General features: G+C 60.4%; 17 protein-coding genes and 1 pseudogene. 4 read left to right on the plus strand and 14 right to left on the minus strand.

Annotation, left to right across the window (positions count from 1 at the left end; all coding sequences use genetic code 11):
- Positions 1–46: 46 nt before the first annotated feature.
- The 4 genes from ACWJJK_RS10395 to ACWJJK_RS10410 form a co-directional block, all read right to left on the minus strand.
- The gene (locus ACWJJK_RS10395) at positions 47–1294 is read right to left on the minus strand and encodes a PepSY-associated TM helix domain-containing protein (protein ID WP_156881306.1); all 1248 of its coding nucleotides are present in this window, start codon (positions 1292–1294) and stop codon (positions 47–49) included.
- A gap of 77 nt (positions 1295–1371) precedes the next feature.
- On the minus strand, positions 1372–3837 hold the full coding sequence (locus tag ACWJJK_RS10400) for a TonB-dependent receptor (RefSeq protein WP_156881307.1): 2466 nt from the start codon (positions 3835–3837) through the stop codon (positions 1372–1374).
- Between the two features lie 111 nt (positions 3838–3948).
- Positions 3949–4914, minus strand: a complete 966-nt coding sequence (locus ACWJJK_RS10405) for a FecR domain-containing protein (protein ID WP_156881308.1) — start codon at positions 4912–4914, stop codon at positions 3949–3951.
- Positions 4914–5444: an RNA polymerase sigma factor gene (locus ACWJJK_RS10410; protein ID WP_077732116.1), complete on the minus strand. Its 531-nt coding sequence runs from the start codon at positions 5442–5444 to the stop codon at positions 4914–4916. The genes ACWJJK_RS10405 and ACWJJK_RS10410 overlap by 1 nt, the downstream gene beginning before the upstream one ends.
- A gap of 453 nt (positions 5445–5897) precedes the next feature.
- On the opposite strand from ACWJJK_RS10410, the gene ACWJJK_RS10415 reads away from it, so the two are divergent.
- Positions 5898–7130, plus strand: coding sequence for an amidohydrolase family protein (locus ACWJJK_RS10415; RefSeq protein WP_454128969.1), 1233 nt, complete (start codon positions 5898–5900; stop codon positions 7128–7130).
- On the opposite strand, the gene ACWJJK_RS10420 is transcribed toward ACWJJK_RS10415, so the two are convergent.
- From ACWJJK_RS10420 to ACWJJK_RS10430, 3 genes are all read right to left on the minus strand, one after another.
- Positions 7111–8403 (minus strand): PepSY-associated TM helix domain-containing protein, encoded by a 1293-nt coding sequence (locus ACWJJK_RS10420; protein WP_156881309.1) that lies wholly within the window; start codon positions 8401–8403, stop codon positions 7111–7113. The two genes, ACWJJK_RS10415 and ACWJJK_RS10420, sit on opposite strands and share 20 nt — an antisense overlap.
- Before the next feature lie 15 nt (positions 8404–8418).
- Complete coding sequence (locus ACWJJK_RS10425) at positions 8419–10959, minus strand: TonB-dependent receptor (protein ID WP_156881310.1); 2541 nt, start codon at positions 10957–10959, stop codon at positions 8419–8421.
- Positions 10960–11055: 96 nt separating this feature from the next.
- Positions 11056–11334: a hypothetical protein gene (locus ACWJJK_RS10430; protein WP_454128970.1), complete on the minus strand. Its 279-nt coding sequence runs from the start codon at positions 11332–11334 to the stop codon at positions 11056–11058.
- 25 nt (positions 11335–11359) lie between these two features.
- On the opposite strand from ACWJJK_RS10430, the pseudogene ACWJJK_RS10435 reads away from it, so the two are divergent.
- Positions 11360–12315, plus strand: a pseudogene (locus ACWJJK_RS10435) (IS110 family transposase).
- 222 nt (positions 12316–12537) lie between these two features.
- Here ACWJJK_RS10435 and ACWJJK_RS10440 read toward each other — a convergent pair.
- Both ACWJJK_RS10440 and ACWJJK_RS10445 read right to left on the minus strand, forming a co-directional pair.
- Positions 12538–13500, minus strand: coding sequence for a FecR family protein (locus ACWJJK_RS10440; RefSeq protein ID WP_156881865.1), 963 nt, complete (start codon positions 13498–13500; stop codon positions 12538–12540).
- Between the two features lie 74 nt (positions 13501–13574).
- Positions 13575–14096 (minus strand): sigma-70 family RNA polymerase sigma factor, encoded by a 522-nt coding sequence (locus tag ACWJJK_RS10445; protein ID WP_156881864.1) that lies wholly within the window; start codon positions 14094–14096, stop codon positions 13575–13577.
- Between the two features lie 698 nt (positions 14097–14794).
- Here ACWJJK_RS10445 and smbP point away from each other — a divergent pair.
- Both smbP and ACWJJK_RS10455 read left to right on the plus strand, forming a co-directional pair.
- A complete protein-coding gene (gene smbP, locus ACWJJK_RS10450; RefSeq protein WP_077732122.1) occupies positions 14795–15130 on the plus strand; it encodes a small metal-binding protein SmbP in 336 nt (111 codons plus the stop codon).
- A 659-nt stretch (positions 15131–15789) separates the two neighbouring features.
- The gene (locus tag ACWJJK_RS10455) at positions 15790–16197 is read left to right on the plus strand and encodes a c-type cytochrome (protein ID WP_077732124.1); all 408 of its coding nucleotides are present in this window, start codon (positions 15790–15792) and stop codon (positions 16195–16197) included.
- 102 nt (positions 16198–16299) lie between these two features.
- On the opposite strand, the gene ACWJJK_RS10460 is transcribed toward ACWJJK_RS10455, so the two are convergent.
- The 5 genes from ACWJJK_RS10460 to ACWJJK_RS10480 form a co-directional block, all read right to left on the minus strand.
- Positions 16300–17523, minus strand: coding sequence for an exo-alpha-sialidase (locus ACWJJK_RS10460; protein WP_156881863.1), 1224 nt, complete (start codon positions 17521–17523; stop codon positions 16300–16302).
- A gap of 787 nt (positions 17524–18310) precedes the next feature.
- A complete protein-coding gene (locus ACWJJK_RS10465) occupies positions 18311–20767 on the minus strand; it encodes a TonB-dependent receptor (protein ID WP_156881862.1) in 2457 nt (818 codons plus the stop codon).
- Between the two features lie 524 nt (positions 20768–21291).
- A complete protein-coding gene (locus ACWJJK_RS10470; protein ID WP_077732128.1) occupies positions 21292–22332 on the minus strand; it encodes a FecR family protein in 1041 nt (346 codons plus the stop codon).
- A 69-nt stretch (positions 22333–22401) separates the two neighbouring features.
- The gene (locus ACWJJK_RS10475) at positions 22402–22959 is read right to left on the minus strand and encodes a sigma-70 family RNA polymerase sigma factor (protein ID WP_434112814.1); all 558 of its coding nucleotides are present in this window, start codon (positions 22957–22959) and stop codon (positions 22402–22404) included.
- Positions 22960–23059: 100 nt separating this feature from the next.
- Positions 23060–24292 (minus strand): PepSY-associated TM helix domain-containing protein, encoded by a 1233-nt coding sequence (locus ACWJJK_RS10480; protein WP_077732130.1) that lies wholly within the window; start codon positions 24290–24292, stop codon positions 23060–23062.
- Between the last annotated feature and the right edge of the window lie 369 nt (positions 24293–24661).

Genomic DNA, 24661 nt, shown 5'->3' on the forward strand with positions numbered 1-24661 from the left:
TAATCCGGTCGGCTCTCTGAATTCGACGGCAGGTTGAGATCGTTCCTCACCCGAATCCACGGTTCTGTGCCGGTTTCTTGAACTGCCTGGCCCGCCGCTTCTGCAGCCAGCGGATGATCCCGGTGACGTACAGCACCGGGCAGGCGAGGCCGGAGAGGAACACCAGGATGCGGCCGGGTAAGCCGAAGACTTTTCCGGAATGCAGCGGCCATTGCCATTGCACGAACACGTCGCCGCCGCTGCCATGGGCGGGATCTCGCACCTGCAGGAGCTCGCCGCTGCGCCGGTCGAGCACCAGACAGCGGGAATCGAGCACGTGGGGGCGCAATTCGGGAACGTCCCGATAGCAGGCGGTGAAGAGACCCTTATCGCCAGGGGAAAACGAATAGAACTGCGGCACGCCGCCCGGATATTCCGACCGCGCCAGGGCGGCTTCCAAATTGATTGAAGGCATATTCGTGCCCGGATTGCCCGATGCGGTGGGCTCCGGCGTCAGGGGCGAAAAGCGTTCCACCAGCCAGCGGAACTGCGCGGGAAGATTGAAGTAAAGGCCCGACACGAGCAGGGCCAGAAGCACGATCACGGGGTAAAAACCCGAGACCTGATGCAGGTCATGGTTGACGCGCACGGCACTGGCGCGGCGCTTGATCGTGAGCACCCGCCGCCATTTGCTGTCCAGGGGCCACCAAAGAATAAGGCCGGTGAGAGCGGAAATCAGGAAAAGCACGGCCATCGCACCCACCAGAATGACGCCGAAGTCCTTCAGCAGCAGAGCATAGTGGAGCTTGAAGACAAAGCCGATGAGGCAATGCCGGAGCGGATTCCGGGCGTGATAGAAGACGCGCCGGCCTACCGCTTCAGCCGTGTAGGGATTCACGGCGATGTTGAGCGCGACCGCTTCCTCCGGCGGCGGTGTCGGTGTTTGTTCGGGATAGTAGAAGCTGAACACGTAATTCATGCCCGTACCGTCCGGCGCGTCGAGCCAGCCCGACTCCCAGCCCGGCGCCGCGGCTCGCTCGGCTGCGGCGAGAATCTCATCCAAGGGCTTGCGCTCTGCTCCGGGCCGGATCGATGTGCGGTACAGGTCAGGGTTCAGGGACTCGTCGATTTCATGCCAGAACACCAGCACCGAGCCGGTGACTCCGATCACTGCCAGGAACAAACCGAGCCCCAGCCCCAGCCAAAGGTGGACTTTCAGCCAAAGCCTGCGCCGGGCCTGGAGACGTCTCAGCCGGCGGCTTCTCCCGCTTTCGCGAACCCTTCGATGGGTGGAGGGGGTGACGGTTCGATTCATGTTCGGTTCCTGTCTCCCGTCTCGTCCGGTTTCCCGGAACGATGAACGAGACGGGATATTCCGGTGGCGGTGTTCGTTCAATACTCCAGACGTAACGACCCCAGGACGGTCAACGGCTCGCCGACGGTGATTCCTGCGCGTGGTGCGCCATCCAGCATGTTGGTCGCTTTGAAGTAAGTCTTGTCCAGAATATTGGTGACATTCACTTGCGCCGTTAGCCGCGTCGGCCCGACATTGAAGCGATAAGCCGCCATGGCGTCCCAGCGCACGTAACCGGGTAGCTGAAAGCTGTTTTCGTTATCTCCCTCCCGCTGACCGGCGACATAGGCACCAGTGCCCAGGCTCAGCCCTTTGACGAATTCGAACGGCAGGTCGTATTTGACCCAGAGGCTGCCCGAGTTCTCCGGAACGTTGGGAAGCCGATTGCCTTCGTTGTCGGGGAATTGGTTGTCCCGCTTGATTCGGGCATCGGTGAACGCATAGGTTCCGATAACGCTTAGATCCTCGGTAATCCTGCCGGCCACATCCAGCTCGATACCCTGGCTGCGCGCCTGTCCCTGTGTCTTATAGAAGGTACTGTTAGCCGAATTCGCCACATCGACCGCCTGGATGTTCTCCTTGGTGAGGTGGTAATACGCCAGGCTGGCGATGAGACGGCCGTCCCAGAATTCGGTCTTGGTTCCGATCTCGTACTGCGTGCCGGTTTCCGGCGTCAGGATCTCGCCGCTGAAGGAACGGCCCAGGTTGCTGCCGATGGACTCCACGAAGTTTCCGTATAGCGATAACCATTCGAAAGGACGGTAGAGGATGCCGACACGCGGGCTGAAAAACTGGGTTTCCAAGGCATCGAACTGGTTCTGGGTGAAGAGCAAGTGGTTCCAGCGGTTGGTGTTCTTCTGATGAATCCAGTCGTAGCGTCCGCCGCCCAGGATATGCAGTTGGTCGAACAGGGTGATCTGATCCTGGAAGTACAGCCCGTACCACTCTTCCAGGGAGGCCGTGTCGTAGTTGAAGCTCCGGCGCGACGGAAAACGATGGGTGTTGAAATTGAACGCGGGATTTCCCCGCGGGTTGAACGGGTCGAAGCCGTCCATGCCGGGAGGCCAGGGCAAGCAGTTGCCGGACTGTCCGGGGCCGGCGCAACCTTCGCCGAGTTCCTGGCGCCGATAATAATCGCCGCCGAGCAGGAGATTGTGCTTGACGCCGAAGGTTTCGAACTTTCCGTTCAAATCCAGGCTCGTGGCATAGGTGCGCCGGGGATTTTCGACCTGCCACAAGCCGCGATGATATTCGTCGTTGCCGAAATCGACGACCGGTCGATAACTTTCCCGGTAATCCCGGTCATCGTAGATAAAAGTGTGTTTGAGTGCCCAGTCATCGTTGAAGGCATGGGACCAGTTGAAATCCAGCAATATTCCGTCGTGTTGCGTGAAATCGCCTCGGTCGCCCATGAACTGACTGCGCTTGACCTTGGCCGGGCGATCACCGAGGGCGACGATGCCGCTGTCGATGACCGAATTTTCGTGGGTGTATTCCAGGGCCAGATTGAAAGTGGTTCGTTCACCGAATTTCCAGCTGATCGAAGGAGCGAAAAATACCCGTTCCTGATCCACGAAGTCGCGAAATGAATCCGAATTGAGATAGGCCAGATTGACGCGATAGTTCAAGCCATCGGTCAAAGGCCCGGTCGCGTCTATGGTCGTCCGATAAAAATCATAGGAACCGAACTGCTGCTGCAGCGCATAGTACGGTTGATCGAGCGGCTGCTTGGTCACCAGGTTCACCATCCCGCCCGGCTGAATACGGCCGTAGAGAACGGAGGATGGCCCCTTCAGAACCTCGATCTGCTGCAAATGCGCCGTTTCGAACGTGGTTCGCCCCAAGCGGACGCCATTGCGGTAAATCTGGGCATCGGCGGTGAAGCCACGGATCGTGAAGTTTTCGCGCAGATCGCCAAAACCGAAATTCTTCTGCACGCCGCTGACGTTTTTGATGGCATCTTCCACGCGCACCACCTGCTGATCCTCCATCACCTGTCTAGTCACCGTCTGGATCGACACGGGAGTCTCCATGATCGGTGTGTCGGTTTTAGTCGCGGTGGAGGTGCGGATCGCGGCATAGCCGGGGTTTTCGTCCTCCGCCGAATCGGTAACGGATACCAGGTCCAGGGCGACGCTGGCGTCCTTCGGCGCCTGCGGATCCTCCTTCACCGCCACCAGCGTCTTGTCCACCCATTCGTGACGCAGGCCGTTCCGGGCCAGCACCCGCTTCAAGGCCTCGTCGGCCGTCATGCGCCCGCGCACCGCCTGGGTCTTGAGTCCTTGCACCGCGGCGTCGGCGTACATGAGCTTGATGCCGGATGTGTCGGCCACGCTGTCCAGGGCGGCGGATAGCGGCTGTGCGGGCAGATCGAAATCGAAGCGGTCGGCGCCCGCAAGGGCGTCGCGTCCTGCCAAGGCGAAAATCAGCGCCAGAGCGGACGGTTTCGGAAGTGCTTTCCCCCGATGCCCCGGCTTGCGAACGGGGCGGTCGCTATGGACCATGGTCGTCTCCTTTGTTGTGGTTATGGGTCTTGCGACGGCTGATCGTCTTCAAAACTCCTTAACGAAGGAGAGCGGGCAAACCGGACATTTTTTTGTCGAAGGGGGAAGAACTCATCTCCGCGTGGACCGCTCCAGCACAATCGTGTCGCCGCTCGAGCGCTCCGCCCGGACCGGCAAAATTTTCTCGACGGCATTGAGGAAGGGGGCCAGATCGTCGGCATCGAAAGCGCCGCTCAGGGTCTCCCGGCCGAGGGCGGGGTCGGCGATAACGAAGCGCACCGGGTGATAGCGTTCCAGTTCGGCGGCAACTTCGGCCAGCGGGGCGTGCCTGAATACCAGGCGGCCGTGCGTCCAGGCTTCGATCTGCTCCGCGTCCGCCCGTTGCCGGTATCCGAGCCCGGTGCTCTCGCGGTAGCAGTTCCGTTCACCCGCCTTCAACCGCTGTGTCTTGGCATGGCGCGCATCTTCCAGCTCGACCTCGCCTTCCAGCACGGCTATCGTGACCTGTTCCGGCCATTTGCGAACGTCGAACCGGGTGCCGACATCGCGGATCGACAGATCTCCGGACTCCACCACGAAAGGATGGTGCGCATCGTGGGTCACGCTGAACAAGGCTTCGCCGGATTCCAGCTCGACTTTCCGGCTCCATCTCGACCAGTGCACGGCGATCCGGGTGGAAGTGTTGAGATCGATGCGGGAACCGTCGGCCAGCGTCACGCTGCGCCTTTCGCCCATGGCCGTGGCGTAGCGGGTGGTTTCGACCCGGAATTCATACCACCATCCCGCGGTCAGCACAGCCGTCAGCAAGATGGACAGGAGGAGGGTCGGCAGGGCGGAGGGCCGGGGGCGCGCCCGGCGGGCTTCGTCGAGGCCGGGCACGGGAATCTTCCGCAAACTGTCCATGCTGGTCCACACCTGCTCGGCCTCCGCGTAGGCCGCCCGGTGCTTTTCGCTTTGCGCCAGCCAGGCGGAGAACCGGGTACGATCCTCGTCGCTGCAATTTTCCGATTGCAGGCTTACGAACCACTCCATGGCCTGTTTCAGAATGCGATCGTGAGGTCCGTCGAACGGGGGCATCAGCGGAAATTCCCGTTTAACCCGAACTGCGGATCCTGCATGCGCCGGTGACAATGCAGCATCGCCTTGACCAACTGGCGCTGTACAGTCTTTTCGGAAATCCCGAGACGCGCCGCGATTTCGCCGTAGCTCAAGTCGTCGATCTTCCGCAGCAGAAACACGTGCCGGCACTTTCCGGGCAACGATGCGATGGCGTCCAGCAGGATTTCGCACTGCTGACGGAGCGATGCCAGTTCGTCGGGAGAAAGCTTGGGGCAGGTGAGATCGTCGGCCAGGGAATCGGCGCTGACGAAGGTTTGCCGGTTTTGCCGCAAATAATCGATGGCAAGGCGCTCCGCCGTGCGGAACAGGTAGGCCGGCAGGTTGTCCCCATGCGCCAGCGCGTCCTTGCGCACCAGGCGGAGATAAGTCTCCTGGCTCAGATCCTGCGCGGTTTCCGGACACTGCACGCGGCGCACCAGAAAGGCCACGATCGGATCGCGGTAATCGCGAAAAAGCCGGAAAATCTGGTCGTGGGTGAGGGAGGACATGAATGGCGTCGGATGGATCGGAGGAAACGGTTGGTCTCGGTCCAGGTTAATACCTGGACTGAAAAAGCAAGCTCGATGCCATCCGTACACGGCAGCGCAAGCCCTGTGGGAAAGTCTTTATGCAACAGTGCCATACGAAAATCCCGTGGTTCCGGATCGGGAGCGTGCCGCTATCCGGCGCAGTCCGTATGTGTCATTTGCCGCAGTGGGAATCGGCGGAAAGATCGTGTGTCGCGGGGGCAATCCCCCCGACCGCCTCGGATAAAACGGCCGGACCATGCGTCTATTGCCTTGGCGGAGCGCCTGGCCGATGCGCGATTCCCGGAACTTTCCGCAGTGGTACATATCTTGCCCGTAACATTTCCGGCCATAGGGGAGGCATTCGCCCGGATTCCGGTCGATCACTTTCGGTCCCGACAGATCCGCAAAAACCGCAAGACACGAGGACATTACGTGGATTCCAAACCCATCATCCGGTTCGGATTACGGCAAAATCCGATTCTGACCGTGCTTCTGCTTATCGGCATCATCGGGACGTTCCCGCAGCAGACGCGGGCTGCGGGCAACGGTTCCAAGCCGCTGATCCTGCAAGCTGCACGGGTATTCGACGGCGTCAATATGAATACCGATTACGCGGTTCTGATCGTCGACGGCAAGGTAGCGGGCGCTGGGCCGTCACGGCAGGTGCGCAATAACGGCGCGCGCATCGTCGATCTTGGCGATGCCACCCTGCTTCCCGGTTTCATCGAGTTGCACGGCCATTTGGCCTTCCAGAACGTGCCGCGCGAAACGGTGCTGCGCCACGGTGTCACCACCGTCCGCGACGTGGGCGGGCCCTCGCTGGCGCCCTCCGGCGGCGACGGGAGGCTACGCCTGGTGACGGCCGGTCCCATCATCACCGTGCCCGGCGGCTATCCCATCCCGGTGTTCGGCCAGCCCGGTCATGGCCATGGGCACGGCGAGGTGGCGGCGCCGGTCGAATCCGTCGAGCAGGCTCGGCAACTCGTGCAACACCTGGTTGCCGGCAGTGCGGCCGTCATCAAGATCGCACTGGAACCCGGCGGCGAAGAGGGCGCGTCCTGGAGCACGGGACATCCGGCGTCGCCGCCGCCGCCCTGGCCGATGCCGTCCCAGGAAATCGTCCGCGCCGTAGTGGAGGAGGCGCATAAGCTGGGCAAACAGGTATCGGCCCACGTGGCGGAACCCAAGGGCGTAGCGCGAGCACTGGCGGCCGGCGTCGACGAGTGGGCCCATGTCCCCTGCGAGCCCATACCCGACGAATTGCTCGACGAGGCCGTTCAACAAGGCGTCAGGATCATCACGACTATCGATACGCTGTCTCATTGCCGCGGGATACACGCGAATGCCGCCAAATTGGCGAGCCTGGGCGCCCAGCTTTACTACGGCGCCGAAATCGCCCATACGGAAATTCCCTGGGGCATCGATGCCCAGGAGCTTCATCTGATGGCGCACCTGACCGGGATGACGCCCCTGGAGGTGTTCCGTACCGCCACGTCCAAAGCGGGAGAAGTCTTGGGTCTCGCTCCGCTCGGCACCCTGAGCGTCGGTGCTCCCGCCGACCTCATCGCGGTCAAGGGTAATGCGCTGGAAAACTTCAAACGCCTGGAATCCCCGGATTGGGTGATGTCGGGAGGAAAAATCGTCGTCAATTACTTCGGCCGGTAATTCGATTCCTCGCCTCCCCCCAACCCGCGGGCCGGGGCGGCTTTTTGGACCGCTTTGCCCGCCGCTTCTGCAGCCAGCGGACGACACCGGTGACGTACAGCACCGGGCAGGCGAGGCCGGTGACAAAGATCAGGATGCGGCCGGGCCAGCCGAAGGCTTTGCCTGAATGGAGCGGCCACATCCAGTTCAGAAACGTGTCGCCGGCGGCGGTTCGGGTGTTCGGATCGTGGACCGTCAATATCGCACCGGAATATTGATCCACCGTCACCCGCCGTTCCGACCAGAAGCGGCTGAGACCTGGTACATCCCTGATGCTGATGGTGTAGACACCCGTTTCGCCTTCTGGAAGGCGCAGCCAATTGACCCTTCCCTCGGGATAGCTCCGGCGGATGCTGGCCAGGGCGCGATCCAAACCGATGGGAGACCGTCCCGCCGCCGGGGATGATTGCGGATTGTCCGTAAAAGACCGGCTGTTCGGCGAAAGCAGTTTGACCGGCACCTTGAAATGATCGGGCAGGTTCATGTACACGCCGGACAGGAGCACCGCCAGCATGATCAAGGCGGTGTAAAAGCCGAAGGTTTGGTGAACATCGTGATTGAGGCGCTCGGGACTGGCAGCCCGCTTGATGGTCAATGCCCGCCGCCATTTGCCGGTCAGCGGCCACCATACGATCAAGCCGGTGAGCACCGAAATGATCGAAATCACGCCCATGATTCCGACGACGACCGCGCCGGTATTACCCGCCAGCAGGGCAAAATGCAACTGGAACATGAAAGGCACGAAGCCGTCCGGAAACCACCGGCCCCGTTCGATCACGGCCCGTGTTCCGGTCACCTCGGCCGTGTAGGGGTTGACGAAGACATGCCGGAGTTCGGGCGTGGATTCGTTGTCGGTGACAACGCGGTAGAAGAATTGATACGCCCGCCGGTCATGCCGGGGGTAAATGATCGAGCCGATTTGCGCTCGGTCCGGCATCACCGAGCGAGCCGCTTCGACGATGTCGTCCACCGGGCGGAAATGTTCTTGTCCCTCTACCAGATTCGCCAACGCAATGACGCCGGGATTCAGCCAGTCGTCGGTTTCCTCGTAGAAGACGAGAACGCTGCCGGTAATGCCGAAGATCGCGAGACAGAATCCGAGTATCAGCCCCAGCCAGCCGTGGACTTCGAGCCACAATTTTCGACGCGCCTTGAGCCGCGACAAGCGCGCGGCCCGCCATGCGTCGACGCCATTCGGGGATTGCCGTACGACGCTCATCCATCGATTCATCATTCCTCCCTCATTCGATCAAAATTCCAGCCGAATCGAACCCATCGCGGTCAGCGGGGCGCCCGGATAGATGCCGACACGTGGCGGCGCGTTCTGGAAAGGATCGGTCGATTCGTAATAGGTCTTGTCCAACAGGTTGCGGATATTGAACTGCGCGACCAGGTTCGAACCGCCGAGCGGGTAGCGATAGGCGGCAAAGGCGTCCAAGCGGACGTAACCCGGCAAGACAAAGGTATTGTCGTCGTCGCCTTCCCGCTGACCGGCGACGAACACGCCGGCGCCGAAACTCAAGCCGTTCAGAGGTGCGTAGCGGCGGATATCGTACTTGAGCCAGAGACTGCCCGCATGCTCGGGCACGTTGTTCAGGCGATTGTCCTGAAGCCCCGAGTTGTCTTTCGTGATGCGTGCGTCGGTAAAGGCATAGCTGCCGATGAGGCTGAGTTCGTCGGTGATCTGTCCGGACACATCCAGCTCGATGCCTTGGCTGCGCGCTTCTCCGATCGGGGCGACGGCGAACGGGTCGGGGCTGCTGAAATCCCGAGTCAAGATGTTTTCCTTGGTCAGATGATAATAGGCTAGAGTTGTCGTCAAGCGCTGGTCGAAAAGCTCGGTTTTGACACCGGCTTCGAATTGTTCGCCGATTTCCGGATCGACCGTGGCGCCACTGCCCGTAACGCCGTTGTTCGCGCCGAACGAAGTGGTCCAGTTGCCGTAAACGCTCAGCCAGTACCAGGGCTGATAGAGAATGCCCACTCTGGGGCTGAAACCTTCATCTTCGCGTGAGGGAAGGCTGGCTTCGGCCGCTCTGAAGGAATCGCCCCGGCCGCGTCCGGTCGTCGCCCAGTCGTAACGGCCGCCCCCGAGGATGTGGATCTTATCCCAAAGCGTGATGTGGTCCTGGAAATACACGCCGTACCATTCATCCCTGAAGTAGGAATGATTGCTTCCCGCTGGAAAAGGCGTCGCCAAAGCATTCGCATAAAACGAACGATCGATGCCGTAGACCGGATTGTAAATATCGATTTCCAGACCAGGCACGGGATTCATGAAATCTCCCCGGGTCAGGTAGGTGCCTGTCGATCGCAAGAAGTCGAAACCGACCAGGGTTTGATGCCGGGTTCCCCAAAGCTCCAAATTCCCGGTCAGGTCGAGGTTGGTGGTATAGGTTTCCGCGGCGGCAACCTGAGAAAAGATATTGCGGAGATAGGTTCGATTGCCGGCGCTGGGATCGAAGAACTGTTGCACGGTAAAGACATTCGCCGGTTTGACGGAAAAATTGTCGTCATCGTTAAACGAAGCCAAGAACCGGTTACGTATAGTCCAGGTTTCGTTAAAGGCATGGCTTAAAGTAAAGCCGAGATTCACCCTCGACAAGGTATCGATCGGATCGTCCGGATCGATGAAGGAGCGGCTGATGGGAATAGACGCCGGGCGGTCGCCGATGGCGAACAGAGCCCGATCGACCTGGTATTCCTGATACAAGGCTTCGACTTCCAGGGTCATTTCCGTGGCGTCGGCGGGGCGCCAGGTCACGGAGGGCTGCACCAGAATTCGGTCGTTGAAATTGAAATCGCGGAACGATTCATTGTTCTGATAAGCGCCGGCAAAGCGGTAGCTCCAGGACCGATCCCCGGTAATCGCTCCGGTCGCGTCCCATTCCGTCCGATAGAAATCGTAAGAGCCGAAACGCTGTTCCAATGAATAATAGGGCGTATCCTCGGGCCGTTTGGTCACGACATTGATCATTCCGCCCGGCTCGATGCGGCCGAACAAAATGGCCGCGGGGCCTTTCAATACCTCGACGCTTTTCAGATTGGCCGTATCGAACTCGGTGGCTCCTCCAATAGAAACGCCGCTGGCGACGAGGCCGTTACGAAACACCCGATCGTTTCTAAATCCCCGGATTATATAGCCGTTCCCAAGGCCTAAACTCGATTGCGGGCGTACGCCGCTGACGTTTTCCAATGCATCCTTTATGCGCGTGGTTTGTTGATCCTGCATGACTGCGCGGGGTACCACCTGTACCGAAACCGGCGTGTCCATGATGGGCGTGTCGGTCTTGGTGGCGGAGAAGCTGCGGGCTACGGTGTAGCTGCCCCGATCTGTTTCTTCCAGCGCCTCGTCTTTCACCATAACGGGGGACAGATGCACTTCCTGGTTGTCAGCCATGGCCGGACGGATCGGCTCCCGAGCCCGTTCCAGCGTGACGGCCCTAGCCCCGGTATGACGATAGACGAGGCCGGTTCCGGCAAGGAGCTTTCTCAGGGCTTCAGACGGCGGATAGCGTCCGGCGACGCCGGGGGAACGCGCGCCCTTCGCGAGCTCCGCCGGGAAGCCGACCTGCCAGTCTGTGACGGCTATGAATTCGTTCAGCGCGTCTTCCAACGGCTGGGCGGGAATCGAAAACGGCATCGCCTGCTCGCTCCGGGCGGCAGCTTCGGCAGCCGAGGCTCGCGGGGAGAAGGACAATGCCGGAAAAGTCAGCGCGATGCCAATGGCGACTCGAGTGAGCGTCCGTGAGAGGATGACGGTGGACTGATGATTTGTTGTTCTTGTCATGAATGCTCCCAATGCCGGTGTCGTATGCCTGATTCAGGCTCTGGTTACCGAGACGTTTTAGGGGGTGGGAGCACACACCTCGCGACGAAAGAATTTTCATCGCGCATTCAGCGTCTTTGTCGGCAAAGGATTGCCGACCTTATATCTCGATTCTGGATTCCACAAGAGGCAGAATCTCCGACTGATCATCGGACCCAGACGCTGGGCAAGACGTTGCCGACCTTGGGCCTGAAGCCCGCGCCGTAGATCGTCCCCCAGCGTCCCTTCCTCGCCATAGAGTTCGAACGGTATCGTAGGGCTGCCTTGGGCAACACCCTGGATGGATAAGGCTGAACCCGGCAGGAGCGGTTTCGATCGGTCAGCACTTTGCCCCATCGTCAACGCAGACCAAGGAGACCCTATGACGTTCAGCCCCATCGGGATCGACATCGCCAAAGCCAAGTTCGACGCCGCCGCGCTCCGCAACGGCAAGTACAAAACCAAGGTCTTCCAGAACACGCCCGAAGGGTTTAGGGCGTTCCTGGCCTGGCTGCAAGCCTTCCCAACGCCCCACGTATGCCTGGAGGCCACCGGCCGCTATGGTGAGGGCTTGGCCCTGTTCCTGGTCGACCACGGCCTCGCCGTCAGCGGGTCAACCCCGCCCAAATCCACGCCTTCGGCCAAGCCGAACTGAGCCGCACCAAGACCGATAAAAGCGATGCCAAGCGCATCGCCCGCTTCTGTCTCAGCCAACGGCCGCTGCTCTGGCAGCCGCCTCCGCCGGCCGTGCGCCCATTACAAGCCTTAGTGCGTCGGCTCGAGAGCCTCCTCGAGATGCGGCAGATGGAAAAAAACCGCCTGGACGGGGCCGACCCCACCGTACGCGCCTCCATCGAAGCCGTGCTCGCCACCCTCGACACCGAGATCGCCGCTACCCAAACACGCATCCGGGAGCACATCGACCACGATCCGGACCTCCGCCAACGGCGTGACCTGCTCGACACCATCCCCGGTTTGGGCGACGCCACCATCCCGGTGCTGCTGGCCGCCCTGGGCGACGTTCACCGCTTCGAAAACGCGCGCAGCGTCGCCGCCTTTGCGGGCCTCTCGCCCAAAGAGCACCAGTCCGGGAAGTGGAAAGGCCACACCCGCCTGTCCAAGACCGGCGATGCCTTGCTCCGCAAGGCCCTTTATATGCCGGCCATCGTCGCCTGGCGCCATAACCCACTGATCCGGGCCTTCTGCGAACGCCTTAAAGCCCAAGGCAAGAACGGCAAACTCATCGTCGGCGCCGCCATGCGCAAGCTCCTCGTCCTGGCCTACGGCGTCCTTAAGTCCGGCCGACCGTTCGATCCCAATCATGGGCTTGCATCGTGATTTCTAAGACGGTATCTACATTTTGGGCCGGGATAAGCCGCCGTAGGTCGCGAATCCCTTCGCGACATTGCGCCGCTCGACCCGCGGCTTGGTCTTGATTTCCAAGACGGTATCTATAGTTTCGGCGACCTTGAGATGGGCGATTGCAACCTACGGTCATTTCACGGGCTACGGCAAGCGAAACGCGTTTCCGGCATATCCAGGGGAGCGCCGATTGACGCTCTAACGCACTACCGTCAGATAGGGCGAGACGGTCGCGACGCGGGCGCCGGCGATGTCCGCGAGGGCACGGACCACGGCGGCGGTGTCGTCGAGCTTGTAGTTGCCGGTGACGCGGATCTTCGCAAGCCTCCCGCTGGCGATGACGATGACGCCGGGATGATAGCGGTCGATTTCGTTCAATACGTACGCCAAGGATTGATCCTTAAAAATCAGCCGCTTGTTGAGCCAGGCGAAGGCGCGTCCTGGGTCGATGGTCTCCGGCGGCGTGACCGTTTCCTTTGAGATCGATACGCGCTGCCCCGCCGTTACCTTAACGCTTGCGCCTTTCTCGTTGCCGCAGGCGACGATGCCGCTGTCGACGGCGACCGAGGTTGTCTCCCCGGCCAGAACCGCGAACCGGGTGCCCACCACCCGCACGGTCGCGTTGCCGGTGCTGACGATGAAAGGCCGTGCGCTGTCGGGCCGGACCTCGAAATAGGCCTCGCCGGCCAGAAGGCGAACGCCGCGCCGATCGTTGTTGAAATCGAGCACCAGGGTGGAATCGGTATTCAGGACGACGGTGGAACCGTCCGCCAGCGCGATGCGGCGCTGTTCGCCGGCTACCGTAGTGTAATCGGCGCGCCAGCGGTCGATGAGCCCGGATGCAGCCGCAATCCAGCCGGCCAGCAGCAGGACGGAGGCGGCCGAGGCCCAACGGCGGGCCGTTCGCCGCCGGCTTCGGGCGACGACCGGCGGGACCGCGGCGGGAAATCTTGCCAGCGCCTCGGATAAGGCCGGGGAATTCCACAGCTTCTCCACGCGGGCGTAGGCCTCGGTATTTTCGGGCTTGGCTGCATGCCAGGCCAGGAAGGCTTCCCGCTCGGCCGCGCCGGTTTCGCTGTCCCGCAGCCGCGCGAACCATGTCAGCGCCTCGGCTAGCGGCGTGCCGGGCGCCTTGGGATCGTCGTCGCCGTTGGAAGTCATGAAGAGGATAGGGTCCGCGTGAAATGGAGGCGTTATAGGATAAGACGTTCGGGGCGTGCCGGAACACACTGGCGTCAGAAGATATCGTCTCCCAAAACGGATACGAGATGAGCCAGCGCCGCATGGACATTTTTTTCCACGGCGCTGCGGGACAGGCCGATATGGCTGGCTATGCGTTCGTAAGGCCAGTGATGGAGCTTGTGCAGTATCAGAATTTGCCGCCGACGCTCGGATAGGCCAGCCAAGGCTTCGAACAGCCTTTCGACATCCTGCTGCGTTGCGGCATGCTGCTCCGGTGTCGGAGCCGAAGCCGGAATTTCGGCAACGATCTCCGGATCGGCTTCCGGACAATCCGTCCGGCTGCGGGCCTTCGCCTTGCGCAAATGATCGAGAGCCAGATTGCGCGCGGTTTGGTAAAGAAAGGCTTTCAGGTAGGTGACGTGTTGGCTCTCCGCCGCGCCCATCACGCGCACATAAGCTTCCTGTGCCAGATCCTCGGCAGTCTGCCGGCAGCCCACCATACGGAACAGAGTGTGAACGAGCGTTTCCCGGTGATCCAGGAACAAATCGCTGACGCAGGCGGAAGAATGGTCCATTGACGGTGGACGGGGTTACGGCTGGTTTTTGTTATTTCGGACTTGAGCGAGGCCACTTTCTCGTGGTGGCAAAGAGCTCAAGCAATACAAATGCCATGGGAAGCGGGCCGGAAACCTTGCGGTTGGGCGATACATGAACCGGATTGCTGTGTGAATTGCCGCACCTGGTGTGGCATAGCTCGGGTAGCCGGCTTGGCGGGCAAGATAAGACGCGAATTTTGAAATGATCTCTACTGCCATGAGACGTCGAGAAACGCCTTACCCTGATCTACGATCTTTGCCTGCCGCTCCTGCAACCAGCGGATTAAACCGAACACGAGCACCGCCGACAGGGTCAGACAGTATTAGAGTCGAACGTCTGCTGTAATCGGCGTCGGGTTTATTAATCAGGCCCGTAAATACCCTCCTGGTATTTCGGGCCGCCGCCCAGGCCCGGTACACGCCCGGCCTGGGCTCACGCGGCTTGTCGCCGCGCCGGGGCATCCCTGCCCCGGATTAACCCGGCCTATATTTATAGGCCGGGTTAATAAAAGGGCTTTGTCCGGGACGACATACCCGGTTTCTCGTGTCCCGGTTTCGATACTAATGTCACTCTTTCGTGCGGCATTATGATTCTGTTAGGCTTAGCGTGCCCTGTGTTGTTTACGGCATGGGGTAGGACATGTCGATTCCGATGAATAGCACCTAAGGAGGCAAAAATGAAGACGAAGATCATTCCATTGATGGGCGCGTTGGTTTTGACTGCGAGCGGGATGGCTTACGCCTGGGACGCGCATACGGACCAGGCCATCGAGCACGCGGCGCAGGCCCTGGCCCACGGCCAGGATAATCATGCGCCACAGGCGACCCAGCATGCCGAAGAAGCTCTCACCCATGCCAAGGCCGCCGAGAAGTATCACGATGAAGCGACTAAGCACGTGAAAGAGGCGATCAACCACCTCAATCAGGCGGTCGAGCACGGTAAGATGGGACACGCCGATATCGCCGCCCAGCATTCCGACGAAGCGTTGAAGCACCTAAAAATGGCAAGATAAGAACTTTCGCTTCAATGCAAGCGGGCAGGTGCGCATTCTCTGTCCGCTTTTTTTGTCCCTACACCTTCAAAAGCGGCATTTGGCGAGAACGGCGAGCGCCGCTCGACCTTTACCTCAGAACAGCCCTCTCCTGAGGGGGTTACGCTCGAAGACTTCATAGCAAACTGGAAAGCGTTCCAGCCGTTCCCCTTGCGCATCATGGATCGGTTCTCTCGAATTGCGTGTGTTCCCGCACAACTGGGTGACAGCCCTCAATTCCTTCCCGAAGAACAGGGCGACCAAGCCACACGATGCTTGGCCAGCAAGGCTTCCGGCGTTTGGCACCGATTTTGTAATCAATTTTGGTGCATAACCTCAACTTGTACTGTGGCGGATGATTGAACGAGTGCCAGGTATTCCCCGGCATCGCTCTCCCATCCGCCGTTTTTTTGCATGGGTTGGGTATGCCCGAGTTCGAATCGGGAGCCGACGACTCGCGAATCGAGCCGATTCCATCGCGACTGATGCAAATTGAGCTCTCCTCGAAAGGGGGGGGGTGCGAGCGGAACGATGAGAGAAAGACGCTTTGCCGTTGCTCTTGCGCCGTTGCAGCGCTTCCGGCAGGGAAGGAATCAAAATGCATCCGTCCTGGCTGTTCAATCAATACTAAAGGAGACCTTATGCAAAGAATCGATACGCTATTCGCTCTGAGGAGACTGGCCGCAGCCGGTGCGCTTGTGCTTGCCGCTTCGGTCTGCTCGATCGCTCATGCGGAAGCGCCTTATAAAGTCGAAGGAAAAGCGGTGGACAAAGCGACTTTCAATGGGTGGAAACTCTACAAGCGCCAACGCTGCGAGACTTGCCATGGACCGACCGCGGAAGGAGGGGCCGCTTTTCCCAATCTGGTGACCGGCTTGAAGAACATGAGCGCGGACGATTTTAAAGCGACCGTGCTCAACGGGCGCAACAACATGCCGGCCTTTAGCGGCAACAAGGCGGTGGTCGACGGAATCGACGGCCTGTACGCTTACCTGAAGGGGCGCTCGGATGGGGCGATCCCTGTCGGCGAACTACAGGAAATGCCGTAGGCTGAAAACCGCCACGAGGCCGGGGAGCCCGATGGCAGACCGGCCTCGATCCGTCCGGCCGCGTTCGCCGTCGAGACAACACCGCTGCCGTTCATGGATTCGTTACTCCCCGAGATCTTCGGCATTCGCCGTCAGGGCGGCCACCGGTGTTCCGACGAGTCTCACCCGCTGCTGCGCCACATCGGTCCAGGCTGCGTAAATCTCATCGCCCGCCTGCGCCAGGCTGATATGGCGGCTCGGCCAACGCGGGAATCCTCCGCGGTACAGGCTTGTACGGCCCAACAGGGTGCCGTCTGGCCGCAGCCGGGCCATCCACAGTTCTTCGTCTGGACCCGCCCGTCCCCGCCAAGCCGCGATAGCCGAACCATCCTCCAACAGCAGCGTGTCGACGTAGCCGTTCGCATCGGCGCCAAGCTCGACGGGTTCGCCGAAATGCGCGCCCTGGTTGGCTGAAAACGCCGCTTTTACCCGCCCCACGCCGTCCGCTGCGGTGAACCAGGCGACCACCGTCCGTCCATCTTGCGAAGCCACGGCGGGGCCGTTGCTCGGACAACCCTCGATGGCCCACCGGTCGGCATGCACGATTCCATTCGAACGGATGCCGCCCGAGCTCCAGCGAATTAGGGCGATATCCCGGAGCTCGCCTGGGAGATGATCGCGGTAAGTCGTCGATAGCGTGTTCCCATCGGTTACCGTCCGGGTCTCGCAACAGGAGCAGACGTCGGGATCGAGCGTCGTTTCGGCGCTCGCGCGTCCGTCAGCACCGATCAGCGTGGCCATAAGGCGATAACGATCCGGATGCCGCCGGTCGGTCCACACCAGCGCGAATCCACCATTTTCCAGGGGAGCGGCGGACATTTGGGCATCGTAGATGCGAGCGGCGGCGGGGTAGGGGCGTTGCGGTTTGCTCCACTGGCGCCCGCCGTCCTTGGATATCGAGACATGAATGTCGGCCGCGTAGCGATCCTTCGCCCGGTCCTGATAGGTCATCCATACCGCGGCCAATGCGCCACCCTTCAGTCCGACCACGAGCGGCGGCGCGGCGAACTTGTAGCGGCCCTCGACGACCGTATGCGGCGCGGCCCAGATTCCGCGCTCGCGAACGGCGAAACGGAAGCGGCTCGATTGCTCGTCGCCTTCCACCCAGCTCAACAAAAGCCGCCCTCGGTCGAGTCGGACCAGATGGTGTTGGCGGCTGCCCTGCGCCGCGGGGGTATCGATTTCGTGCACGAGCGTTTCCGACGCCGTCGAGGGGGCTCCGGCAAAAGAAGCCAGCCACAACACTCCCGCAAAAAAACGTGAAAAGAACGAATGCTTCGTTTTCATGGTGACTTCCTTGAGTCTTGCGCTAATTCGTCCGGCCATGGCTTACATGGCACACTCGGAACTTGGGCATGCTGCAACGGTTCGGCCGGAGTTGGAGGAGGTGAAATATCTTTTCGAAGCCATATCCTGCTCGATTCCACGTGTGGGGAATAAAGACAAGTCGCTGAAAACCGGACAAATCCACAGAGTGGTCGCGGCCAGCCTTTCCCCTGAGCACTCCCAAGCGCTCGGAAAGGCTGACCGCTAGTCGGCACAAAAATAGAAACAAACTTCGCGCCAGATATTATCTCATCGTTATTTCAATGGTTTAGGGAAGGGCTGGGTTTTAGAAGGGCGGGCCATTAATGCATTTGCCGCACTGCGCCGAGTGAAATCCCGCATCGGCTATGCGACAAAATGCCCTATTGGATCAATGATTTAGGCGGCGTACGATAATCCCATCTCGTAGCAGTCATTGGTTTTCCTCCGGGACCCAACCGTACGAGTGCGTGAGATCTCCTCATTCGATCGGGATGCCGTTCAGTCGACATCCCGTTTTTTATTCCCTGCCATAACCCGAGTCACGACACTTCGATTGCAGCACTCGTAGCAGGGCGCAAATTCCTTATCCCGCAAGCAACGGACATACGGGCTATTTCATGATCATAGCCGCGAAAGATCGGCTTGCCTGTCGCGCTACAATCTCCGGGGTCGGGATCGTCCGGCCGTTCCTAACGGGCAGAGGAAGCGGCTGCCGAACGGTCCGTCGACATCTGTCTGAGTCTCGGCGGAAAAAGAAAGATCTGCTTCAAAACTCCACCCGCACCGAGCCCAGCACCGTAAACGGCGAGGCAGGTACGACCGCGAGCCTGGGCGCGACATTCACGAACGGGTCGGTCGACTCGTAATAGGCTTTGTCGAGCAGGTTGCGCAGGTTCAGTTGCGCGGTCACGCGGGACGGGCCCATGGTCCAGCGGTAAGCGGCGGCGGCGTCGAGCCGCACATAACCTGGCATCTTGAACGTGTTCTCGTTGTCTCCGTCGCGCTGACCGGCCGCGAACACCCCGACCCCCAGGGAAAATCCGTTGGACGCATCGAACCCGTTGACATCGTATTTGAGCCACAGGCTTCCGGAGTTGTAGGGCACATTCGGCATGCGATTGCCCTGGTTGTCCGAGTTATCCTTGGTGATCTCGGCGTCAGTGTAGGCGTAGTTGCCGATCAGGCTGACGTAATCCGTGATCCTTCCGGAAATGTCCAGTTCCATGCCTTTGCTCCGCGCCTCGCCGATGGTGTCGCTATCGGTCGGATCGGCCGTACTGAGGTCGGGGGTGAGAATGTTTTTCTTGTTGATGTTGTAGAAGGCAAGAGTCGCGGTCATCCGGCCGTCGAAGAATTCGGTCTTGACGCCGGCTTCGTACTGCTCGCCGGTTTCCGGCGTTACATTCCCGAAGCCCGGTATATTGTTGTTCGATCCGAACGATTCCGCCCAGTTGCCGTAGATGCTCAACCAGGACCAAGGCTGGTAGAGAATGCCCACCCGCGGGCTGAACTCGTCATCCTTTCGGTTCCGTCGGGCGTCGTCCGCCGCGGAATAGGAAGTGTCCGAATAGCCGCGTCCGATCGTCGCCCAATCGTAGCGACCACCGCCCATAATGTGGAGTTTTTCCCAGAGCACGATGCGGTCCTGAAAGTAGACGCCGAACCATTGTTCCTCGGCGCGAGAGTAGAGCGGGAACGCCAGGCGGTCCTTGTCGAACAGGGCGGCGTCTATGTTGTAGCTGGGGTTGAAAATATCGATGGCGAGCGCCGGATCGCCCGCAAAATAGTCGCCGCGAGCATGATACTTTTCCGAGTTCTGGTAATAATCGAAGCCTACCAGGACTTCATGTTCGGTGTCCCACAGGTCCAGTTTTCCGGTGAGATCCAGGTTGGTGGCGTAGACGTCCTGGTCCGACCGCTGGTGAAACAGGTTGCGGTCCAGCGTGCGGTTGTCGCTGCGCAGGGCCGAAGCGTCGAACTGGGGTGAAGGCGTGATGTCCAGATTGTCGGCATGGTAATACCGCGCCAGAAAGCGGTTGCGCAAGGTCCAGTCCTCGTTGAAGCGGTGGGTGAGATTGAAACCGACGTAGACGTTGGAGATGTTGTCGACGGGATCGTCCGGGTCGTCCAGCGCTCGGCGAATCGGAATGGGTGCCGGGCGTTTCCCGATGACGGGGATGCCGTAGTCGATTTCCCGATCCTCGTTGAAACCTTCCACCTCGATCGAGATTTCGGTGGCGTCGCTGATCCGCCAGGTCAGGCTCGGGTTGACCTGAATCCGATTCATGGTGTGGAACTCCCGAAACGAGTCGCTGTCCTGATAAGCGCCGGTAAAACGGTAGAGCAGCGCTCCATCCTGGGTCACCGGCCCGGTTGCGTCCCAGAGGGTGCGGTAAAAATCGAAGTTGCCGAACTGCTGCTCAAGAGAATAATAAGCCTGGTCCGACGGCTTCTTGGTGGTCAGGTTGATCAGGCCGCCCGGCTGAATGCGGCCATACAGCACCCCGGCGGGGCCTTTGAGCACTTCCAGGGACTGCAGGTTGGCCGTATCGAAGCTGGTGAAGCCCACCCTCAGTCCGTTCCGGTATTGATTGAAGTCCTGAAAACCGCGGATGATGAAACCGTTGAATACGCCCAAGGAAGGTTGCGGGCGCACGCTGCTCACGTTTTCGAGCGCTTCCTTTAAATCGGGGGTTTTCTGATCGTCCATCACCGCTCGCGGGACCGCCTGCACCGACACGGGCGTGTCCATGATCGGCGTATCGGTCTTGGTGGCGGTGGAGGTGCGGGTTACGGTATAGCTTTGGCGGTCCTCCTCGGTCACCGCCTCGCCTTTCACCATGATCGGGGACAGTTGCACTTCTTGCCTATCGACCGCGGGCGCGGGCTTTTCGGCTCGGGCGAGGGTGACCGTGCCGCCGGGCGTCACGCTGTAGGTCAGCGGCGTGCCGGCCAACAGCCGGTCTAGCGCTATTTCGGGCGGGTACTCGCCTTTGAGTCCTCCCGTTTTCAAGCCTTCCGTCATTTCGCTACCGTACAGAAGCTGCCGTCCGCTCTGTTTGCCGAATGCGACCAAAGCGCTGTTCAAAGGCTGCGGAGGAATGTCGAAACGGGTGTTTTCCGCGGCACCGGCGGTGAAGGCGGACAGTAAGGGCAGGCCGAACACCAGCACGCGGCATTGGTTGCGGGGCCGATCGTTCCTGAGTCGGGACGGCTGGGACATGCGGTTTTTCTCCTGATCTTCTTGCTTTTTTTCGGCGGGCAAAATAGTCGGCCCACGAGAGCTATGACGGAGTCGGAGAAAAAAACCACATGGCGTAACCGACGGCGGATTTTACGCTGGGTCCCAAACTCCGGTTCGGGACCCATGTCGAGAAATTCCGGCTTCCCGATTTGGAACCCAGAGCATTTGCATATCTACTGTACGGGCACTCGCGCGTAGGTTGCGAATCCCTTCGCGACACGACGCCGCTTGGCCGAGCGCCTTCGTCGGCAAGGGGTTGCCGACCTACAACTTCTAAAGCTCATGCGCGGCGCGGAACCGTCGCAAACCGAAAATCTCATGGCGCCCGATGGACGCGACAGGTAGGACGGTCGCGCGGGAATACCTCTCGGGGTGAAATTATAAAATTCAGTCTAACGTCCTTGCCGCAGCCCGTATGTAGAGCAGCGAAATACGGGGTGTCACGGCTTCGCTCGTCCCGGATTTCGCTTCACTTCATCCGGGCTACGGGCCTCGCAACTTGCTCAGCGCAGAATCACCCAGTAATCCGTCAGGCGGGTGATGCGCAGCGGCGTGGTTTCGGCGATGGCGTCGATCACCCTGTCGGTGTCGGCGAGACGGAAGAGCCCGCTCAAGCGCCGGTCGGCGAACGATTCGTTGAGCAGAGTCACCCGTCCTTTCCTGTATCGGTTGAGCGTGGCGACCACCTCGGCCAGAGGGGTTTGATCGAAGATCAGATAGCCTTCGCGCCAGGCGGCGGCATGATCGACTCCGCTTTTCCGCAGGACGACCCGGCCGTCCGCTTCGAGGCTGGCGGCTTGACCGGCTTTCAGCGAGACGCGCTGGCGGAACGTGCTGGCCTCGACCACGCCCTCCAGCATCGCGATTTCGGTCTTTTCTTCCGACTGCCTGACGGTAAAGGCCGTACCCACCGCCTTGGCTTCGCCGTGGCGGCTGGCAGCGACGAACGGACGCGCCGGGTCCTTGGCCACTTCAAAAAACGCTTCGCCGCGAAGCAGTTCGATCCGCCGCGTCGAATGCTCGAAGCGAACCGCGACGGCGCTGTCGGAATTCAAACTGGCGCGGGAACCGTCGGGCAGCAGAACATCATGAATTTCGCCCTTGGCGGTTCGATAATCGGCCTGCAGCGCGAGCATGGGGTCGAGAAAAACCAGGCCAGCGATCAGAATGAAAAGGCATGCGATGGCCCAGCCGAGGCGCACGGAGTGGCGCGGAAAGGCGGTGCCGCGCGAACGGCTTAGGGCAGGATCGGTCTCAGATCGCAATCGTCGCGGTCTCACTATCGCTTCCGCGAGGTTTGCGCGAGCAGTTTCCAAGGGCAGGGGAGACGATCCGGACAGCGGCCGGCCGCGCAGCGGTTCCAGCCCCTCCCAAAGCGCGAGCGCGTTGCGCCAAGCTGCCTCGTGCTCCGGGCTTTGCGAGCGCCAACGCTCGAGTCGCTGTGTTTCGGCCGTTGTCGGCGTGCGCGTCTTCAGAACGATCAGCCCGTCGAGCGCCTCGCTTACCAAACGGTCGGGATCGTGGGAGGGTGGGGATTCGGGCATAAAACGGCCGTTGTCTTAGGAGACTCGTGAAGATAGACGAGCCACCGCGAAAAAACCACACGCCACGAGCTAATCTTCGTGTACGCGGCGATTCAAATGCAGCAGCGTGCGTCTCAGATGCTCCTCCACCGTGCGCAGGGAAACGCCGAGCCGCTCCGCGATTTCCCGCTGTTTCAAGCCTTCGAACCGGCTCAGATAAAAAATGCGTTGGCTCAGTGGCGGAAGCTCCTCCAGCGCCGCCGTCGCCCGGTCGAGCTGCTCCGAGGCGAGCGTCGCGGCCTCGCCGGTCCGTTCCTCCGTCGGAAGAACGCTGGGATCGTCCTCGTCCAAATCGGCCAAAAAGCTTGGCCGGTTTTTGCCGTAGCGGTGATGGTCCGTAATCAGATTCAGCGCGGTCCTGAACAAATAAGCGCGGGGATTGGCGATGCGGCTCAAGTCGCCGCTCCGCCAGAGCCGCACGAAGGATTCCTGGCAAAGGTCGTCCGCAGTTTGAGCGCAACCCAGTCGGCCGAGCAGGAAGCTCAGGAGTTCCTGGCGGCAGTCCCGGAAAAGCTGAACTAGCAGTTGATGATCGGAAGACAGCATGGGTATCGAGAAAAAGGGACTCCTCGATACAGCAAGCCTCATGCCGAATCATGTAAACGATTGATCGGAAAAGGCTGGATCGGTAGGCTCGGCTGTTTCGCTGCAAGCGACTGCGGCAAATCACACAGTGCTCTTCCAGCGGTCAGATTTCATTTGTTCGCGGCTGATCGCGAAGCCGTCGGTCCGCTACGCCGGTCGTGCGCCGCGCCGCCTTCCGTTTTTGCAGCCAACGGATCACCCCCGTCACGTACAGCACCGGACAGGCGAGGCCGGTGACAAATACCAGAATGCGGCCTGTCATGCCGAAGGCGTGGCCGGAATGGAGCGGCCATTGCCAGTGGGTGAAGACTTCTCCTGCCGTTCCCGTAGCGGGATCGTCCACGTCCAGGATTTTTCCGGTATAGCGGTCCATCACGACGCAGCGGCGGCTGAGAAGACTGCCGGGCTCCGCCACGTCGTGCTTGCACACGGTGTAGGTGCTGGTCGGCTCCGGCGCGCCGTAGATCCAGTCCGGGCGGCCGCTGGGATAGCGGGTATCGGCGATGGCGACGGCCTGTGCCATGCCGATGGGCTCACCATCCGCAATCGGGGTGGAGCGAAACCAATAGCGGTAGGTGACCGGCGAGAACAGTTCCAGAACCGGCACCACATGCCGCGGCAGGTTCATGTAGATGCCGGAGAACAGCACGGGAATCATGATGAGCGTGGTGTAGAAGCCGAAAGCCTTGTGCAGATCGAAATTGAGGCGTTCGGCGCTGGCTCGGCGCTTGATCGTGAGCGCCTGCAGCCATTTGCCGGTCAGCGGCCACCAGACGATGAGGCCGGTTAGCACCGAAATGATGAGCAAGGCTCCGAGAATGCCCACGAGCACATAGCCGATCCTTTCGCCGAGAAAAAAGGCGTAATGCAGCTCGAACACGAATCCGATGAACGTCCTCGGAAAAGTGCTGTCCGAGCGCTTCATCAGGCGCCGACCGATCACCTCGGCGGTGTAAGGATCGACCGCGACTTCCCAATTTTCCGATTCACCCTCCGGCAGGGCCGGCACCTGGAATCGCAGGCGGAACACCGCCGTGTCATTGCGCGGGTAGTTGGCGAAGGTCAATTTGGCGTCGGCCGGCATGGCCCGGATGCCGGCCGCGAAGATGTCCTCCAGTGGACGGTAATTTGCCTTTCCTCCAGGGCGAGCTTCGATCGTCAGCAGTTTCGGATTCAGCAGTTCGTCGATTTCCTGATGGAACACCAGGATGCTGCCGGTAATCCCGAATATCACCAGCGTCGCGCCAGCGACGAGTCCCAGCCAGAGATGCACTTCCAGCCACAGTTTCCTTCGGGTTTTCAGATTGGCGAGACGCCTTAAATTCTGGAGGGACATGGTCGATTTCCGATTTGAAGTCGCAAATTGTAGGGACGTAGATGTATCGCCGGGTTATGTCTTTCGTGAGGCCTCATGGATCTAATTCCAAATCGCTTTCAATAAGGCATTCATTTTTGTAGGGTGGGTTAGGCCGCGAGGCCGTAACCCACCGAACGGCCTCGAATCGGTGGGTTACGCGGAGCCTGTCCTGAGCTTGTCGAAGGGCCTGTCCCAAGCGGAGACTAGGGGCTAACTCACCCTACGATGAATGTTCACTCGAATGCCGACTAAATAAGACGAATGACAGAAAGAAAACCCCACCGGCATCCGGCCGGTTTGGCCGTCGAGTTCGCGCATTTCGAACGCCGGGAACGGTTGTCACCTTGT

The sequence above is a fragment of the Methylocaldum gracile genome, assembly GCF_053646815.1.

What these genes read in the sequence shown, in the direction of transcription:
- ACWJJK_RS10395 (WP_156881306.1), bottom strand. Translation starts at nt 1,294, where the DNA reads ATGAATCGAACCGTCACCCCCTCCACCCATCGAAGGGTTCGCGAAAGC.
- ACWJJK_RS10400 (WP_156881307.1), bottom strand. Translation starts at nt 3,837, where the DNA reads ATGGTCCATAGCGACCGCCCCGTTCGCAAGCCGGGGCATCGGGGGAAA.
- ACWJJK_RS10405 (WP_156881308.1), bottom strand. Translation starts at nt 4,914, where the DNA reads ATGCCCCCGTTCGACGGACCTCACGATCGCATTCTGAAACAGGCCATG.
- ACWJJK_RS10410 (WP_077732116.1), bottom strand. Translation starts at nt 5,444, where the DNA reads ATGTCCTCCCTCACCCACGACCAGATTTTCCGGCTTTTTCGCGATTAC.
- ACWJJK_RS10420 (WP_156881309.1), bottom strand. Translation starts at nt 8,403, where the DNA reads ATGATGAATCGATGGATGAGCGTCGTACGGCAATCCCCGAATGGCGTC.
- ACWJJK_RS10425 (WP_156881310.1), bottom strand. Translation starts at nt 10,959, where the DNA reads ATGACAAGAACAACAAATCATCAGTCCACCGTCATCCTCTCACGGACG.
- ACWJJK_RS10430 (WP_454128970.1), bottom strand. Translation starts at nt 11,334, where the DNA reads ATGGGGCAAAGTGCTGACCGATCGAAACCGCTCCTGCCGGGTTCAGCC.
- ACWJJK_RS10440 (WP_156881865.1), bottom strand. Translation starts at nt 13,500, where the DNA reads ATGACTTCCAACGGCGACGACGATCCCAAGGCGCCCGGCACGCCGCTA.
- ACWJJK_RS10445 (WP_156881864.1), bottom strand. Translation starts at nt 14,096, where the DNA reads ATGGACCATTCTTCCGCCTGCGTCAGCGATTTGTTCCTGGATCACCGG.
- smbP (WP_077732122.1), top strand. Translation starts at nt 14,795, where the DNA reads ATGAAGACGAAGATCATTCCATTGATGGGCGCGTTGGTTTTGACTGCG.
- ACWJJK_RS10455 (WP_077732124.1), top strand. Translation starts at nt 15,790, where the DNA reads ATGCAAAGAATCGATACGCTATTCGCTCTGAGGAGACTGGCCGCAGCC.
- ACWJJK_RS10460 (WP_156881863.1), bottom strand. Translation starts at nt 17,523, where the DNA reads ATGAAAACGAAGCATTCGTTCTTTTCACGTTTTTTTGCGGGAGTGTTG.
- ACWJJK_RS10465 (WP_156881862.1), bottom strand. Translation starts at nt 20,767, where the DNA reads ATGTCCCAGCCGTCCCGACTCAGGAACGATCGGCCCCGCAACCAATGC.
- ACWJJK_RS10470 (WP_077732128.1), bottom strand. Translation starts at nt 22,332, where the DNA reads ATGCCCGAATCCCCACCCTCCCACGATCCCGACCGTTTGGTAAGCGAG.
- ACWJJK_RS10475 (WP_434112814.1), bottom strand. Translation starts at nt 22,959, where the DNA reads ATGAGGCTTGCTGTATCGAGGAGTCCCTTTTTCTCGATACCCATGCTG.
- ACWJJK_RS10480 (WP_077732130.1), bottom strand. Translation starts at nt 24,292, where the DNA reads ATGTCCCTCCAGAATTTAAGGCGTCTCGCCAATCTGAAAACCCGAAGG.